Source organism: Daejeonella sp. (assembly GCF_044342615.1).
GTDB lineage: Bacteria > Bacteroidota > Bacteroidia > Sphingobacteriales > Sphingobacteriaceae > Daejeonella.
The window spans coordinates 1-14188 of sequence record NZ_JBIIPN010000063.1; the positions used below are offsets into that span (position 1 = coordinate 1).

The following is a 14188-nucleotide window of genomic DNA, read 5'->3' on the forward strand; positions in this document are numbered from 1 at the left end:
ATAGATAGGATTTTAGCGCCTTCAGCAAATTCAGCAGCATAGAAATAAGTATAAATAAAAGGAGATGCAAAGGTCATGAAAATGGCAATTGTCAGACTAATAACCATCATCAAATCATAAAGATCTCCCAATCTCTTTTGATAGCGAATAGGGTCATCTCTTCGCGCATTCATGATAGCTGGAAAAATAGAGCTGACAATGGCTATGGGAATAAAATACCAACTCTCACTCCAGTTTACTACGGTTGAATAAACCCCAAGTGCAGATACGCCCAGATAACTTTCAACCATCAGCTGACCGATTTTCATGTAAACAGTCACCAAAATAGCCGAAAAAGCCAATGGCCAAGAATGTTTCAGAAGATGTTGGGCTAATTTACCCTCAAATTGCCATTCCGAAACTTTATTAGACCTAAGTCTGTACACAATTAAATACCCTATACCAATTAATACCGCATCGGCTAATAAAGTCCAGATAAACCAAGACAAGGGGGCCGAAATGGCAATCAGGACTAGTTTTAAGGCTGCAGAGAGCAGATTGCCCGCCACTTGGACCATCATCACGTATTTTCCTTGAACTTGCGACTGGAAATAGCTGTCGATAATGTTTAAAGATTGTGCTAAACCTATACAAGAAGCAATTATAATATAGCTTAACGGAATCTCTGAATCATTCCCTTTAAAAACCAGGAATGCAGCAGCAGCTAATGGAACTATGATTAGTCCAGCAAAAAAACGCATTCGAAATGCGGTTCCTAATAATTTATTTTTGTTTGCCGGCGATGCAAGTAATTCGCGTGTAATGAAACCATCAAGACCCAATGCAGCAGCAGCAATAAAAAAAGTAACGAATACAAGCGGATAGTTTAACAAGCCATTATCTGCACGACCAAGATAATTTGCTACCGCAATTCCAGCAAGAATTTTAATAATTAAGCTACCCACTCGGGCAAGAAAAAGCCAGCCCGTATTTTTCAGGTATTTATTAAACGCTTGTTGGTCGAAGCCTGGTACCGCTGGAAACTTCATTTAAACAAAATAATTAATTTGTTTTTAAAGGTGGCAATTTTTTTCTTAGCTCGCACCCTTAAATAAGAAAAGGCTCAGTTTACACCGAGCCTTTATTTTATTTATAACGGAATTCTGTTATTGATTTACAAACTTCTTTGCATTGATCTTACGTTCGTTTTCAGTAAGGTAAATCTTACGTAAACGCATACTCTTAGGAGTAATTTCAATGTACTCATCCGCTTGAATATATTCCATTGCTTCTTCTAAAGAGAATTTAATCGCAGTAGCAATACGTGCATTATCATCAGTACCTGAGGCACGCATATTGGTTAATGCTTTTCCTTTTACCACGTTTACAACTAAGTCATTATCACGAATATGTTCACCCATGATTTGTCCTTCATAAACCTCAACACCCGGTTCAACAAAGAAACGACCACGATCTTGTAATTTATCGATTGAGTAAGCAGTAGTTGAACCTTTTTCCATAGAAACAAGAACTCCGTTCAAACGACCAGGGATTGTACCTTTCCAAGGCTCATAAGCCTTAAAACGGTGTGCCATAATTGCCTCACCTGCAGTTGCAGTTAACACATTATTACGTAATCCAATAATACCACGTGCCGGAATCTCAAATTCTAAATGTTGAAGATCACCTTTTGGTTCCATGATTAATAACTCACCTTTACGTTGAGTTACAAGTTCAATAACCTTACCTGAAACCTCTGCTGGTACATCTACAATTAGCGTTTCAATAGGCTCACATTTAACCCCATCAATATGCTTGATAATTACTTGTGGCTGTCCCACTTGAAGCTCATAACCCTCGCGACGCATAGTCTCGATTAAGACTGATAAATGCAGAATACCACGACCATACACCAGGTAGGAATCAGGTGATTCTGTTTCAACAACCTTAAGTGCTAAGTTCTTCTCCATCTCCTTGTAAAGACGCTCACGTAAACGCTGTGAGGTTACAAATTTTCCTTCCTTACCAAACATTGGTGAGTTATTGATAGTGAACAACATATTCATTGTTGGCTCATCAATCTTAATAACCTCTAATTGCTCAGGCTTTTCAAAATCAGCGATAGTATCACCAATATCAAAGCCATCAATACCAACTACTGCACAAATATCTCCTGAAGAAACTTCCTGAACTCTAATTTTTCCTAAACCTTCGAAAGTATATAATTCTTTAATTCTTGATTTTTGAATTGTTCCATCACGCTTCACTAAAGAAACCGGCTGATTTTCTTTAATTACACCACGTGCTACACGGCCAATTGCAATACGACCAACAAATGAAGAATAATCCAAGGATGTAATCTGCATCTGAAGGGTACCATCAAAACTTGGTGCTGCAGGAATATGCTCTAAGATAGTATCCAATAATGGAGTGATATCTTCCGTTTGAACTTTCCAATCGTGGTTCATCCAACCTTGCTTTGAAGAACCATAAAGAACAGGGAAATCCAACTGATCTTCGGTAGCCTCAAGGTTGAAGAATAATTCAAAAATTGATTCGTAAACTTCTTCTGGGCGACAATTTTCTTTATCAACTTTATTTACAATTACTACAGGCTTAAGACCTAGAGAAAGTGCTTTTTGAGTCACAAATCGAGTCTGAGGCATGGCACCTTCAAAAGCATCGACAAGTAATACTACCCCATCAGCCATTTTAAGTACTCGCTCTACCTCACCACCGAAATCGGCGTGTCCAGGAGTATCAATAATATTAATTTTGACACCCTTGTAGCTAACAGAAACGTTCTTGGAGACAATGGTAATACCACGTTCGCGTTCAAGATCATTATTATCTAGTATCAAATCACCAGTTTCCTGATTGTCACGGAACAAATTGGTTTGGTGTAAAATTTTATCAACCAATGTAGTTTTACCGTGGTCAACGTGAGCGATTATCGCTATGTTTCTTATTTTTTGCATTAAAAAATTACCTTAAATTTTTTGCAAAGGTACGATTTATATAGGAGATTTCCATAAGATGATAATTTAAGGATAAGGAAACAAAACTCAATCCAACAAATAAGGCTAAGCTTTAAATATCAAATGCACAGATGAAAATCCCAATTTAATGTCTTTTGAGGAATTGAATTTACATGACCCTGACCAAAAATTTACCAAAAAATTGTATTTTTGAATATGGACATTCAATTAATAGCGGTTATTGCTTTATTTGCACTTGCTCTACTTTATGTAGGTAATTTGGCTTATAAAGGCATGAAAAGCAAGGCAGGATGTGCGAGTAATTGTGGTAAATGCGCTGCCGACTTTAGTCAGGTAATGCCACAAAAAAAGAATAAATAGTTTTTAAGCCGACTTCTCAATTAGGCAAACAGCATAAGCTACTAATCCTTCTTTTCTACCAATAAATCCCATTGTTTCATTAGTCGTTGCTTTGATAGAGATATCATCTTCACTAATTCCTGCTGCTTGAGCAATTTTTACCTTCATTTCAGGGATATGTGGATTTATTTTAGGAGCTTCTAAACAAAGCATAGCATCAATATTTCCTACATTCCAGCCCTTTTGATTTAAAAGCGAAACGCACTCCTTGAGCAGGATTAGGCTACTTATACCTTTCCAACGGTCATCCGTATTTGAAAAATGAAAACCAATATCACGTAAATTAGCTGCTCCAAGTAATGCATCGCAAATTGCGTGTACCAAAACATCCGCATCCGAATGCCCAAAAGCACCTGAAGGATGATTCAATTCTACACCACCTAGAATAAATGGGTGATTATCAACTAATTGATGTACATCAAATCCAAAGCCAACTCTAATTTTCATTATTTATTTTTCGAAATTAAACACCAATGAGAAGCGCAGTGTTTGCGCTAAAGGACTGGTTTGTTGATTTGCCAAGAGATAGGCAATATCAAGATTAAATACATTATACTTCAAGCCTGCACCTAGGGTAAAATACCTTCTATCGCCCTTTGTTGGGGTCTCATAAAAATATCCGGATCGAAGAGCGAATTGTTTATTATACCAATATTCCATTCCGAAAGAATAATTAATTTCACTCAATTCTTCAGAAAAACCACCAGGTGCATCATTAAACGAGCCAAAAATGGCAGATGGAACCGACCGATCAGGGTCTTTACCACTTATAATCCTACCATTTGCATCTCTAATTGGATTGGTAGGTACCAAAAGTTTATTCAGATCAAGAGCAAAGGTTAGGGTACTCAAATCATCTAACATAAAGGTTGAAGCACCTCCAATTTTCATATTAGTAGGAAGAAAAGATTTTATACCATTATCGGAGTAGCTCATCTTGGAACCAATATTTGAAATATTTATTCCTAAAGCAAGCTCAGCATCTGTTCCAAAAATCACTGTTCCTTCTTTATAGTAGGCAGAAGCATCGGCCGCTAGGGCTGTGGCTGGCTGTATCTCCTGACCATTGAACTGCCCATTACTCAAGCTTGACCTAATGTATCTAATTGATGAGCCCATCGAGAAGTTATCGCCAAATTTTCTTGCGTAGGTACCTTCTATAGAAAACTCATTGGGACTGTAAACGCCAATATCATTCTGACTATTATCAGTAAGCTGAATGGAGCCATAAGAAAAATAGCGCAAAGCACCACCGATGGTATTTCGACTATCTAAGCGATGATAGACTGTTAGATATCCCAAATCAACATCTGGCACCAAATTTCTTAACCATGGTGTATATGAAGCCGATATCCCAGTTGGTTTATTTAGAAAAACTAATTTGGAAGGATTCCAATGCATTGAATTTGCATCAGGCGAAATTGCAACTCCAGCATCACCCATTGCCCCTGATCTAGCGTCGGGAGTGATAAGTAAAAAAGGAGCCGCGGTTTTTATTGTATTTATACGTTTCCCATCGCTTTGCGTAGTTTGTGCAACAAGCAGAGCAGGGAATCCGAGGATAAATGCAAATAAAGAATTAAAAAACAAACGCTTTTTGATCATTAATGTAAAAAATCAAGCAAATCTAAAATTCTTGTGTCCTAAATATAAGCAATAATAAGCATATATTTATTATGAAAACGATTTAAATGAACACTTTGCTGTTGAAAATAATATCTATTTTAAAAAATAAATGTCATAATCAAAAATTCAATCTAGCTAAATATTAAATATCCGAACATAAATTCAATATTAAAAAAATGTAATGAATTTATTTTTAATGGAGAATTTATATAATATTGGTGAATTAGAGACGTTTAGGGGAATAATAAATTAAAGGAAATAAATTTTTATCACATTAATTACCATTGTTAACCCGCCTAATAGTCACCATAATGCGATATGAAAAAAATCCATTGGTGGTATTAAGCAATTTTGTATTTTAGCGGATTATTGCTCCAATTATTGAAATTAATGAAAAGAATTACAATATACTTTACGGCGGGATTATTTCTACTAGGAATAGCAACATCCTGTAAAAAACCTACGAGTTCATCTTCCTCAAAAACTGGCATGGCTTATAACAATAAGTACAATGGAGGTTTTGAAGTTAATAACAAAGTTAAGGCTGGTCCCGGACCAGGATTAATTGCCATTGAAGGTGGAACTTTCGTTATGGGTGGAAGTCTAAATCAAGATTTAGGTTATGAGTTTGACAATGTTCGCCGCAGGGTAACTGTTGCTTCATTCTATATGGATGAGACTGAGGTGGCCAATGTTGACTGGCTAGAATACTTACACTGGATTAAGCGTACTTATCCAACTGATGCAGAATATTATTATAATGCACTTCCAGATACGCTTGTTTGGAGACAGCCACTTTCCTATAATGAACCATACGTAAATAATTACTTAAGACATCCTGCATTTCAGGATTATCCGGTTGTTGGCGTAAGTTGGGAACAGGCAAACGATTATTGTGTTTGGCGTACAGATCGTGTAAATGAAGAAATCTTAAGAAGAGGTGGTTATTTATTGGATTATAAAACTCTTGCAGGCGGTGGAAAAGGTGGTGCTCCAGCAACAGCCACTACTGCAAAAGATCCATTTAACACAGATATTTATTTAAATGGACAATTTCGTGGTGATGGTATCGACGGAAAAAAAATGAAAAAAGATCTCAATCCTAATTCGGCTGCTGCTGGAACTGCTACCACTGGTAAAGGTGGTCCTGTTAGACCAGTCCGTTTAGAAGATGGAATCTTAAAACAACCTTATCGCTTACCAACAGAAGCTGAATGGGAATATGCTGCATTATCTCTTGCAGGTAATACTGAATATGAAAATATTGCCGATGGTAAAATTTATCCTTGGAATGGTTTAGGTGTTCGTTCACCAAAAAAACGTACTCAAGGTATGATCTACGCAAACTTTAAGCGTGGAGATGGTGACAATATGGGTACCGGAGGATACCTGAATGATAAGGCTGATATTACTGCTCCAGTAAGATATTATATTCCTAATGATTTCGGACTTTATAACATGGCTGGAAACGTAAGTGAATGGACATCAGATGTTTACAGAAAACTAAGTTTCGAGGATTTCGCTGATTTTAATCCTTACCGTGGAAATGAGTTTGTTAACAAACGCTTAACAGATAAAACGAAAGGGCTTTACGCGAAGGATAAATATGGTCGTCCGATTAAAGATCCAGCACCATCTTCTAAGAAACAAACATGGGCTGAATTACAAGGTAAGAGTGCCAAACCTGATTCATCAGCACTAGCAGGAAAACCATATCAACCAGATTTCAGAGGATTTAAAGATTCTGTAAATAATGATTTATACGGAAATACAACCTTGGTAAACGATCGTTCACGTGTTTATAAAGGAGGTTCATGGAATGACCGAGCATACTGGTTAAATCCTGCAACAAGAAGATTTATGCAACAAGATGAAGCTAGTGCAGAAATTGGATTCCGTGCTGCAATGACATTGGTTGGTTCACCTGAAATTAACAGCCAAGGGAAACCTCAATTCCCTAAGTATAAGTCGAAAGCTAAGGCTAAATAAAAACATAAAGACATAAAAAAAACACCTTTATATTAAAATATAAAGGTGTTTTTTATTTTGTAGGAATTAGTTAATCTTGATTAACTATCCCAAGTCATGATTTTACCTCGATCTTCCATTTTAAGGCATTCATCTAAGGTTTTTTGATCATATTCTAAGCCAAACTGCTTTAAAACATTATCTGGAACACCATCCCAAGCATTTGGTTGATTTCCTTTATAAGCCATATCTTTTATACCTTCTTTGCTTGTAAAGAATCCAGTAGCAGTCAAATTACGCATGGTATTAAAGAAGCTTACTCCTGCAGAATTCTCAGGAGCGGCTTTTTCAGGAAATGCAATTAATTCAACTAATTCAATCTGCTGCTCTTTACTTGAATCGGCAAAAGACTTCTTAAAAAGTTTAAGTGATTTAACATCAAGCCATTTTAATCCGCCACGCATTGGCAACTGATACCTCGGCTGATCCTTCACAATAAATTCTATAAATTCTGGAACCTTTGCATCGCTTGCACTACCTGAATTTTCATCCTTAGGAATAATTATATCGGCCAAAATAGTGATTGTCTTTAGCTCTGCCGCCGAAAAGAATGTTTCCGACATTAACTTGTCGTCAATCAGTTTTTCTTCTGGCGTACGTCCATAAACACCCGCTTTGCTTTTATTTGCAGCATCTTTTTTATCACATGAAGTGGCTAAAATAGTACCAACACTAACTGTACCTACGGCTAATGCTTTGAGTGAGTCTCTTCTATTCATCTGATTAAATATTTTGTTTTTTTAACTGATCAACAATGTATTCTGATGCACGCATAGATAGGGCTAGGATGGTCCATGTAGGATTTTTATCCGCCTGAGAAACAAATGCACCGCCATCAACCACAAATAGATTTTTTACATCGTGAGCTTGATTATACTTGTTTAATACTGAAGTATTTCGATTATTTCCCATACGTGTAGTACCTACCTCGTGGATAATTCTTCCAGGTGCTTCAAGTCCATATTTACGATCTTCACCAGGTTTTTCACCACTTGCAACTCCACCCATCGCATCAATAAGCTCTTCAAAAGTATCTTGCATGTGTTTAGCCTGCTTAATCTCTTGATCAGTCCAGTTATAATTAAATTTCAAAACAGGAATACCATATTTATCAACTACTTCTGGATCTATCTCACAATAGTTTTCAATTCTTGGGATACTTTCACCTCTACCAGCAAAACCGACTGTTGAACCGTAATATCTACGGTAATCATCCTTGAGAGATGCTCCATAACCACCTGCAGACTTCATTTTACCGTCTTTGCCTGGGAATGTTCCATTTCTTTTCTCCATTCCGAAGCCGAAACCATAAGAAGGCATATCCATACCACCCCAGAACTCAATGTGATAGCCTCGAGCAAAATCAAGTTTCTTGTTATCAAGCCACCAAGGAATATATAAATGCAATCCACCAACTCCATCTTCATTATAACGTTCTCTATCCATCAACTGCGGTATGAAAGCTCCTCTAGAGGCTCCTGTAGAGTCGTGCAAGTATTTACCAACCATTCCACTTGAATTGGCCAATCCATTAGGATGTGCAGAAGATTTTGAATTTAACAATAAACGCGCTGATTCACAAGCACTTGCAGCTAAAACTACCACTTTTGCATTTACCTGATATTCTTGCATATCAGTCTTATCAACATATGAAACACCCGTTGCAAGTCCTTCACTATTTGTTAAAACCTCACGAGCCATGGCATTTACATACACATCTGCATTGCCTGTCTTACGCGCTGGTTTAACCAAACAAGTTGAAGAGGAAAAATCAGCATGTACTGAACAACCACGATTACACTGATTACAAAAGAAACAGGTTCCACGATCTTTATTAATTGGTCTTGTTAATATGGATAATCGAGCAGGAATAACAGGAATATTAATGTTATTTGCTGCCTTCTTAATCATAAGCTCATGAAGTCTCGGTTTTGGAGGAGGAAGAAAATAACCATCTGGTTCATTATAAATTCCTTCTTTAGTCCCAAAAACACCAATCATTTTATCTACGCGATCGTAATAAGGCTTTACATCATCGTATCCAATTGGCCAATTATCGCCCAAGCCATCCATATCTTTACGCCTAAAATCATTAGGACCAAATCTTAATGAAATTCTTCCCCAGTGGTTCGTACGACCCCCAAGCATTCTAGATCTAAACCAGTCGAATTGTGAACCCTCATTTTGGGTATATGGTTCGCCTTCAATTTCCCAGCCACCATAAGCTGCGTCAAAGTCGCCAAAAGCACGATTTGTGCTAGCACCACGTCTCGGCGACTCATAAGGCCATTTTAATTGTGTTTGTTGTTCTGGATTTGCAGGATCATAATCAGGACCTGCTTCAAGTAATGCGACTTTTAAACCTGCCTCAGTTAGGATTTTCACCGCCATTCCTCCACCTGCACCTGAACCTACGATACAGACATCGTATAATTCGCCCTTAGTTTTAATTTCTATAGCCATTGGATATTATTGTTTAATCTTTTCACAAAAAGATCCATGAAAATAAACAATATTTATTTAGCTAAAGAAATTATAGGAGAGGAATATCTAATTATTATTGAAAATTATTAATTAGGAAAACAGCATCAATAATTGGTTCTTTTCAACCTTATCGCCAGCAATAACTTTTAAAGACTTCACAACAACATCTGCGGGGGCTTTGATGATGTTTTCCATTTTCATAGCCTCTAAAATTAATAGGTTTCCCCCCTTTTTTATTTCTTCTCCTTCAGCAACCAGAACTTTCAAGACTAGGCCAGGCATAGGGGCCTTTAATTCTGCAATTTTAGTGCTGTTCAAATTATCCATACCCAATTGATGCAAAAGCTCATCAAATTGATCGCTCATTTGCATAGGATAGATATTACTTCCTACTTTCACACTACATGTTTTTTGAACTTTATCATAATCGATTAGCTCAGCATAGTAGGATTTATCATTATAAATTACATGAAAAGATCGATCATTAACTTTCAAAATATCTCCTTGAAAAGAAAGGCCATTAATTAATGTCTGATTTCTTTCAGTTGAAATCTCAAAATTGAACTTATTATTAACCTTTACCTTAAGCATAATTTATTGAGTTAGTGCATACTGAATTAAATTGGATCCCATTTGAAGTGCCCTTTGTCTAGTTGCTTCAGAATCACTAGGATATGTACCTGCGTCTTCCCAACCATTCCCGAGATCACTTTCATAAGTATAATAACATACCAACCTTCCCTTATAAATTAATCCTAATCCTAAAGCGCGCTTAGCATCATGTTCATGTATTTTAGGAAGTCCCGATGGGAATTTAAACTTTTGATTATATATGGGATGTTGTACAGGCAATTCGACGAAGTCGAGCTCAGGGAACACTAATTTCATTTGAGGCCTTATAAATTTATCCAATCCATAGTTGTCGTCAATATGAAGAAAGCCTCCTCCCATTAAATATTTACGCAAATTCCCGGCTTCCTGATCAGAAAATTTAATGTTCCCATGGCCTGTTAAATACACAAATGGGTAGTTAAATATATCAGAGCTCCCAGCCTCAACTATTGCTTCCTCTTGCTCAAAATTTGTCCCAAGATTTTTATTACAAAAACTAATGAGATTTGTAAGTGCTGTTCGATTAGCATACCAATCGCCACCACCATTATACTTTAATTTAGCGATTTTAAAGGTAGGTGCACTGATTGAAAACCCCACTAGGAGAAAAAATAGAAATACTAAGCCGGCGCTTAATAGATTTTTCATCTGTTTAAAAAATTAATTTCAAAGCAGGCCTCTAAAGCTGCAGTTTCGGTTCTAAGTCTTGACTCTCCTAAACTAATGGGTATAAAGTTATTGTTTACGGCAGCTTCGAGCTCTTGGAATGTAAAATCACCTTCGGGTCCGATTATAATTAGATAATTCCCCTTAGGGATAAGCTGGTCTTTAATTGTAACTTTACCTTCATCCATACAATGAGCAATAAACTTTTGGGTATTTGTGTTTTTGCTAATAAAATCGCTGAAGCGAATGGCTTCATTTAATTTTGGATGAAAAGCTTTGATGGATTGTTTTACAGCAGAGGTAATTACTTTATTTAAACGTTCAGTCTTTAATTCTTTTCTTTCTGAGCGATCACAAATAATAGGAGTAATTTCATCGATACCAATCTCAGTAGCTTTTTCTAAGAACCACTCTATGCGTTCGATATTTTTTGTTGGCGCAATGGCGATATGTAAATAATGATTCCGCTTAGCAAAGTTTTCAATCTTCTTAACAATTTTAAGCTTTGTTCTTTTAGGATGAGGATCTTCAATGATAGCATCATAAAAACCACCGATACCATCAACTAAATGGAGTAAACTTCCGGCATCAAGCCTTAAGACTTTTATACAGTGCTTACTTTCTTCTTCACTGAGAATTAGGGTATTTGAATTGATATCGGGTGTATAAAAAATATGCATAAACCGATCTCCTTTTTTAGCGTAAATCTACAGCATCTTCATTATTAATGACCAATTCAAGTTTTACAGATTCAACGTTCTGATCTGCTTTTTTAAGAATTGTAATTGTATACCCATTAAAATCACTCACCTCCCCAACCTCAGGGATTTTACCAAAAATTTCACTTACCAAGCCTGCAACGGTGTCATAATCCCCATCTTCAGGTAAATCATGTGGAAGATATTCGTTTACATCATAAATTGAAGCGGTTGCATCAATAATAAATTCATTGTCTGATAATTTTTCAACAATTGGCTTTTCTTCATCGTATTCATCTTGAATTTCACCAACCAATTCTTCAACAATATCCTCCAAAGTAACCATGCCGGCAGTCCCGCCAAATTCATCAAGCACAATAGCAATTTGAATTCGCTTAAGCTGAAGCTCGCTCAAAAGATCATTAATCTTTTTAGTTTCAGGAATAAAATAGGGTTTACGGATAATATCTTTAAGGATACATTCCTTGTTATCTGCTAATAGGGGAAGAATATCTTTAGCATGAACAATACCTACAATTTTATCTATAGTTTCATCATAAACGGGTATTCTAGAGTAGCCCTCTTGAATGATAACTTCTAGCAATTCTTTATGAGGTGTATTTAACTCAATCCCAGATATTTTTGTCCGCGGAACCATGATATTTTTTACAACACGTTCATTAAAATCAAACACATTTTTAATAAGTTCATGCTCATTGGTTTCTAGCGCACCACTTTCCTTACCTTGATCCAGCAAATATTGTAATTCTTCAGAGCTATGGTGAGCTTCATGACCACCAACGGAACTGATTCCTAACATTTTCAAAATAAAATTAGCAAAACCATTTAATAGCCATATGAAAGGTCTGAACAATAAATAGAAAAAGTGCAAAGGAAGGGCAATACCCATGGTAGTACCAATAGGACGTTGAATTGCCATTGATTTAGGTGCTAGTTCACCAAACACAATATGCAAAACCGTAATAATGGCAAATGCAAGCACATGGCCAATATTTGTAGCCACAGCAGACGACATATCTACTTGAATAAAGTTAAAGAAACGACTTACTAAATCGGTCATTACTGCTTCACCTACCCAACCTAAACCTAGCGAAGCTAAAGTTATACCTAATTGAGTAGCAGCCAGATAACCATCAAGATGCTGAGTCATGTGCTTAGCAATTTTTGCTACACGACTACCAGTTTTAGCCTTAATTTCAATTTGAGAAGCTCTCACTTTTACCAGAGCAAATTCGGCCGCAACAAAAAATCCGTTAAGAAAAACTAAGAAAAATGTTAAAAATAAAGATAGACCCATAATTCTATAAATTTACGAAAGTGGTCTTATATAATTCTAAACTTTCTTTTATTACCTTAAAGGCATAATTTTTACCCAATAGATGCTCAATACTTACATTTTTACGTTCCAAGGCCTTATAATCTTGAAAAAAACGAACAATCTCAGTCATGGTGTGGGGTGGAAGTTCTTTTAAATCTTCAATATAATTTACTGACATATCATTTTTAGCAACAGCAATAATTTTATCGTCTTGCTCACCATTATCAACCATATGCATCACTCCAACCACTTTAGCTTCCACAATCGACATAGGGTAAACATCCACCGAGCATAGAACTAGAATGTCTAATGGATCTTTATCATCACAATAAGTTTGTGGAATAAAACCGTAATTAGCTGGATACATAACAGATGAAAATAGCACACGATCAAGCTTAATAAGGCCTGAATCTTTATCAATTTCATACTTTGCTTTTGATCCTTTAGGGATTTCTATAATTGCATTTACAGTGGAAGGGATATCTTCACCAGGAGAAACGCTATGCCAGGGGTGGTCTTTGTTCATATGTTTTAGAAATTGGATTCTTCTTCATTGCCTCTATCTCCTCCAATTTTCCTCTTTAAATAGGTAATAATAAGCGGAATAGTAGTAATCAATATGAAACCAACAATGATATATAATAAGTAATCATTGATTTCTTTTTCAAAACTTCTACCAAGAAAGAATCCTAGCAAAGTTAAGGATGTAATCCATAGAAATGCACCAGAAATATTATAAAATGCAAATTTTTTAAAATCGAGCTTAACAACACCCGCAATTATCGGAGCAAATGTTCGTACTATAGGAATAAATCTCCCCATAATTAAAGCAAAAGCTCCTTGTTTCCTATAATACTCTTCCGCTGTTTTAAGATATTTCTTTTTAAAGAAAAAGGTGTCTTCTCTTTGATAAAGTACTGGTCCCGTTTTTTTGCCAAACCAATAACCAGCAAAATTTCCACCAATAGCCGCCCCCATTAAACCAATTAGCAAAACATAAATTGAAACATCCAATTTCCCGGTCGCAACAAACATGCCAGCGAGAAATAAAAGATAATCACCGGGAAGGAAAAAACCAAAAAACAAACCAGTCTCAGCAAAAATTACAAAAAGAAGCAGATAGAATCCACCCTCTCTCAGTAATTTTACTGGATCAATCAGATGTTGTAAAGAATCCCAAATCTCTTGCATAAGTTCGATATGCGTAAAGCTACAATATTTATAGAATATTTAAGCCTAGAAAAGGTTGGATATAATACTAGGGTAAATACCAACGATTATTGTTAGCAAGGCCGAAAAACCTAATACAAAATTAAAGTAAGCTGAAGATTGAAGCTCTTTTGGTTCTGCCGACTTAA

The 14188-nt window shown here is 36.2% G+C and carries 14 protein-coding genes; 2 read left to right on the plus strand and 12 right to left on the minus strand.

Translation table 11 applies throughout. The features are described 5' to 3' along the window. Both ACIQ0D_RS07105 and typA read right to left on the minus strand, forming a co-directional pair. A partial coding sequence (locus ACIQ0D_RS07105) for a flippase (protein WP_395804122.1) occupies positions 1-1028 on the minus strand: 1028 nt, incomplete at its 3' end. Between the two features lie 117 nt (positions 1029-1145). Further along, positions 1146-2957 carry a translational GTPase TypA gene (typA, locus tag ACIQ0D_RS07110; protein WP_395804124.1) on the minus strand — a complete coding sequence of 604 codons (1812 nt, stop codon included), beginning with the start codon at positions 2955-2957 and terminating at the stop codon, positions 1146-1148. Between the two features lie 216 nt (positions 2958-3173). Here typA and ACIQ0D_RS07115 point away from each other — a divergent pair, with 216 nt between their 5' ends. Further along, positions 3174-3338: a FeoB-associated Cys-rich membrane protein gene (locus ACIQ0D_RS07115; RefSeq protein WP_395804126.1), complete on the plus strand. Its 165-nt coding sequence runs from the start codon at positions 3174-3176 to the stop codon at positions 3336-3338. Between the two features lie 3 nt (positions 3339-3341). Here ACIQ0D_RS07115 and ispF read toward each other — a convergent pair whose 3' ends face one another. Both ispF and porV read right to left on the minus strand, forming a co-directional pair. Further along, positions 3342-3824, minus strand: coding sequence for a 2-C-methyl-D-erythritol 2,4-cyclodiphosphate synthase (ispF, locus tag ACIQ0D_RS07120; protein ID WP_395804128.1), 483 nt, complete (start codon positions 3822-3824; stop codon positions 3342-3344). 3 nt (positions 3825-3827) lie between these two features. Further along, on the minus strand, positions 3828-4982 hold the full coding sequence (gene porV, locus ACIQ0D_RS07125; RefSeq protein ID WP_395804130.1) for a type IX secretion system outer membrane channel protein PorV: 1155 nt from the start codon (positions 4980-4982) through the stop codon (positions 3828-3830). Between the two features lie 411 nt (positions 4983-5393). On the opposite strand from porV, the gene ACIQ0D_RS07130 reads away from it, so the two are divergent. Then, positions 5394-6992, plus strand: coding sequence for an SUMF1/EgtB/PvdO family nonheme iron enzyme (locus ACIQ0D_RS07130; RefSeq protein ID WP_395804132.1), 1599 nt, complete (start codon positions 5394-5396; stop codon positions 6990-6992). A gap of 80 nt (positions 6993-7072) precedes the next feature. Here the strand turns inward: ACIQ0D_RS07130 and ACIQ0D_RS07135 are convergent, their stop codons facing one another. From ACIQ0D_RS07135 to ACIQ0D_RS07170, 8 genes are all read right to left on the minus strand, one after another. Then, entirely contained in the window at positions 7073-7750 is a 678-nt protein-coding gene (locus ACIQ0D_RS07135; RefSeq protein WP_395804134.1) for a gluconate 2-dehydrogenase subunit 3 family protein, read from the minus strand. Between the two features lie 4 nt (positions 7751-7754). Further along, complete coding sequence (locus ACIQ0D_RS07140; RefSeq protein ID WP_395804136.1) at positions 7755-9494, minus strand: GMC family oxidoreductase; 1740 nt, start codon at positions 9492-9494, stop codon at positions 7755-7757. A gap of 111 nt (positions 9495-9605) precedes the next feature. Continuing rightward, complete coding sequence (locus tag ACIQ0D_RS07145) at positions 9606-10106, minus strand: biotin/lipoyl-containing protein (protein ID WP_395804138.1); 501 nt, start codon at positions 10104-10106, stop codon at positions 9606-9608. A 3-nt stretch (positions 10107-10109) separates the two neighbouring features. Further along, positions 10110-10775: a DUF4159 domain-containing protein gene (locus tag ACIQ0D_RS07150; protein ID WP_395804140.1), complete on the minus strand. Its 666-nt coding sequence runs from the start codon at positions 10773-10775 to the stop codon at positions 10110-10112. Then, positions 10772-11473 (minus strand): 16S rRNA (uracil(1498)-N(3))-methyltransferase, encoded by a 702-nt coding sequence (locus ACIQ0D_RS07155; protein WP_395804142.1) that lies wholly within the window; start codon positions 11471-11473, stop codon positions 10772-10774. The genes ACIQ0D_RS07150 and ACIQ0D_RS07155 overlap by 4 nt, the downstream gene beginning before the upstream one ends. A gap of 16 nt (positions 11474-11489) precedes the next feature. Then, positions 11490-12809: a hemolysin family protein gene (locus ACIQ0D_RS07160; protein ID WP_395804144.1), complete on the minus strand. Its 1320-nt coding sequence runs from the start codon at positions 12807-12809 to the stop codon at positions 11490-11492. Positions 12810-12813: 4 nt separating this feature from the next. Next, positions 12814-13356, minus strand: coding sequence for an inorganic diphosphatase (locus tag ACIQ0D_RS07165; protein ID WP_395804146.1), 543 nt, complete (start codon positions 13354-13356; stop codon positions 12814-12816). A gap of 5 nt (positions 13357-13361) precedes the next feature. Further along, positions 13362-14021 (minus strand): DedA family protein, encoded by a 660-nt coding sequence (locus ACIQ0D_RS07170; protein ID WP_395804148.1) that lies wholly within the window; start codon positions 14019-14021, stop codon positions 13362-13364. Positions 14022-14188 lie beyond the last annotated feature (167 nt).

Bases quoted from the DNA above. Each gene is read 5' to 3' on its own strand.
- typA (WP_395804124.1), bottom strand. From the start codon at position 2,957: ATGCAAAAAATAAGAAACATAGCGATAATCGCTCACGTTGACCACGGT.
- ACIQ0D_RS07115 (WP_395804126.1), top strand. From the start codon at position 3,174: ATGGACATTCAATTAATAGCGGTTATTGCTTTATTTGCACTTGCTCTA.
- ispF (WP_395804128.1), bottom strand. From the start codon at position 3,824: ATGAAAATTAGAGTTGGCTTTGGATTTGATGTACATCAATTAGTTGAT.
- porV (WP_395804130.1), bottom strand. From the start codon at position 4,982: ATGATCAAAAAGCGTTTGTTTTTTAATTCTTTATTTGCATTTATCCTC.
- ACIQ0D_RS07130 (WP_395804132.1), top strand. From the start codon at position 5,394: ATGAAAAGAATTACAATATACTTTACGGCGGGATTATTTCTACTAGGA.
- ACIQ0D_RS07135 (WP_395804134.1), bottom strand. From the start codon at position 7,750: ATGAATAGAAGAGACTCACTCAAAGCATTAGCCGTAGGTACAGTTAGT.
- ACIQ0D_RS07140 (WP_395804136.1), bottom strand. From the start codon at position 9,494: ATGGCTATAGAAATTAAAACTAAGGGCGAATTATACGATGTCTGTATC.
- ACIQ0D_RS07145 (WP_395804138.1), bottom strand. From the start codon at position 10,106: ATGCTTAAGGTAAAGGTTAATAATAAGTTCAATTTTGAGATTTCAACT.
- ACIQ0D_RS07150 (WP_395804140.1), bottom strand. From the start codon at position 10,775: ATGAAAAATCTATTAAGCGCCGGCTTAGTATTTCTATTTTTTCTCCTA.
- ACIQ0D_RS07155 (WP_395804142.1), bottom strand. From the start codon at position 11,473: ATGCATATTTTTTATACACCCGATATCAATTCAAATACCCTAATTCTC.
- ACIQ0D_RS07160 (WP_395804144.1), bottom strand. From the start codon at position 12,809: ATGGGTCTATCTTTATTTTTAACATTTTTCTTAGTTTTTCTTAACGGA.
- ACIQ0D_RS07165 (WP_395804146.1), bottom strand. From the start codon at position 13,356: ATGAACAAAGACCACCCCTGGCATAGCGTTTCTCCTGGTGAAGATATC.
- ACIQ0D_RS07170 (WP_395804148.1), bottom strand. From the start codon at position 14,021: ATGCAAGAGATTTGGGATTCTTTACAACATCTGATTGATCCAGTAAAA.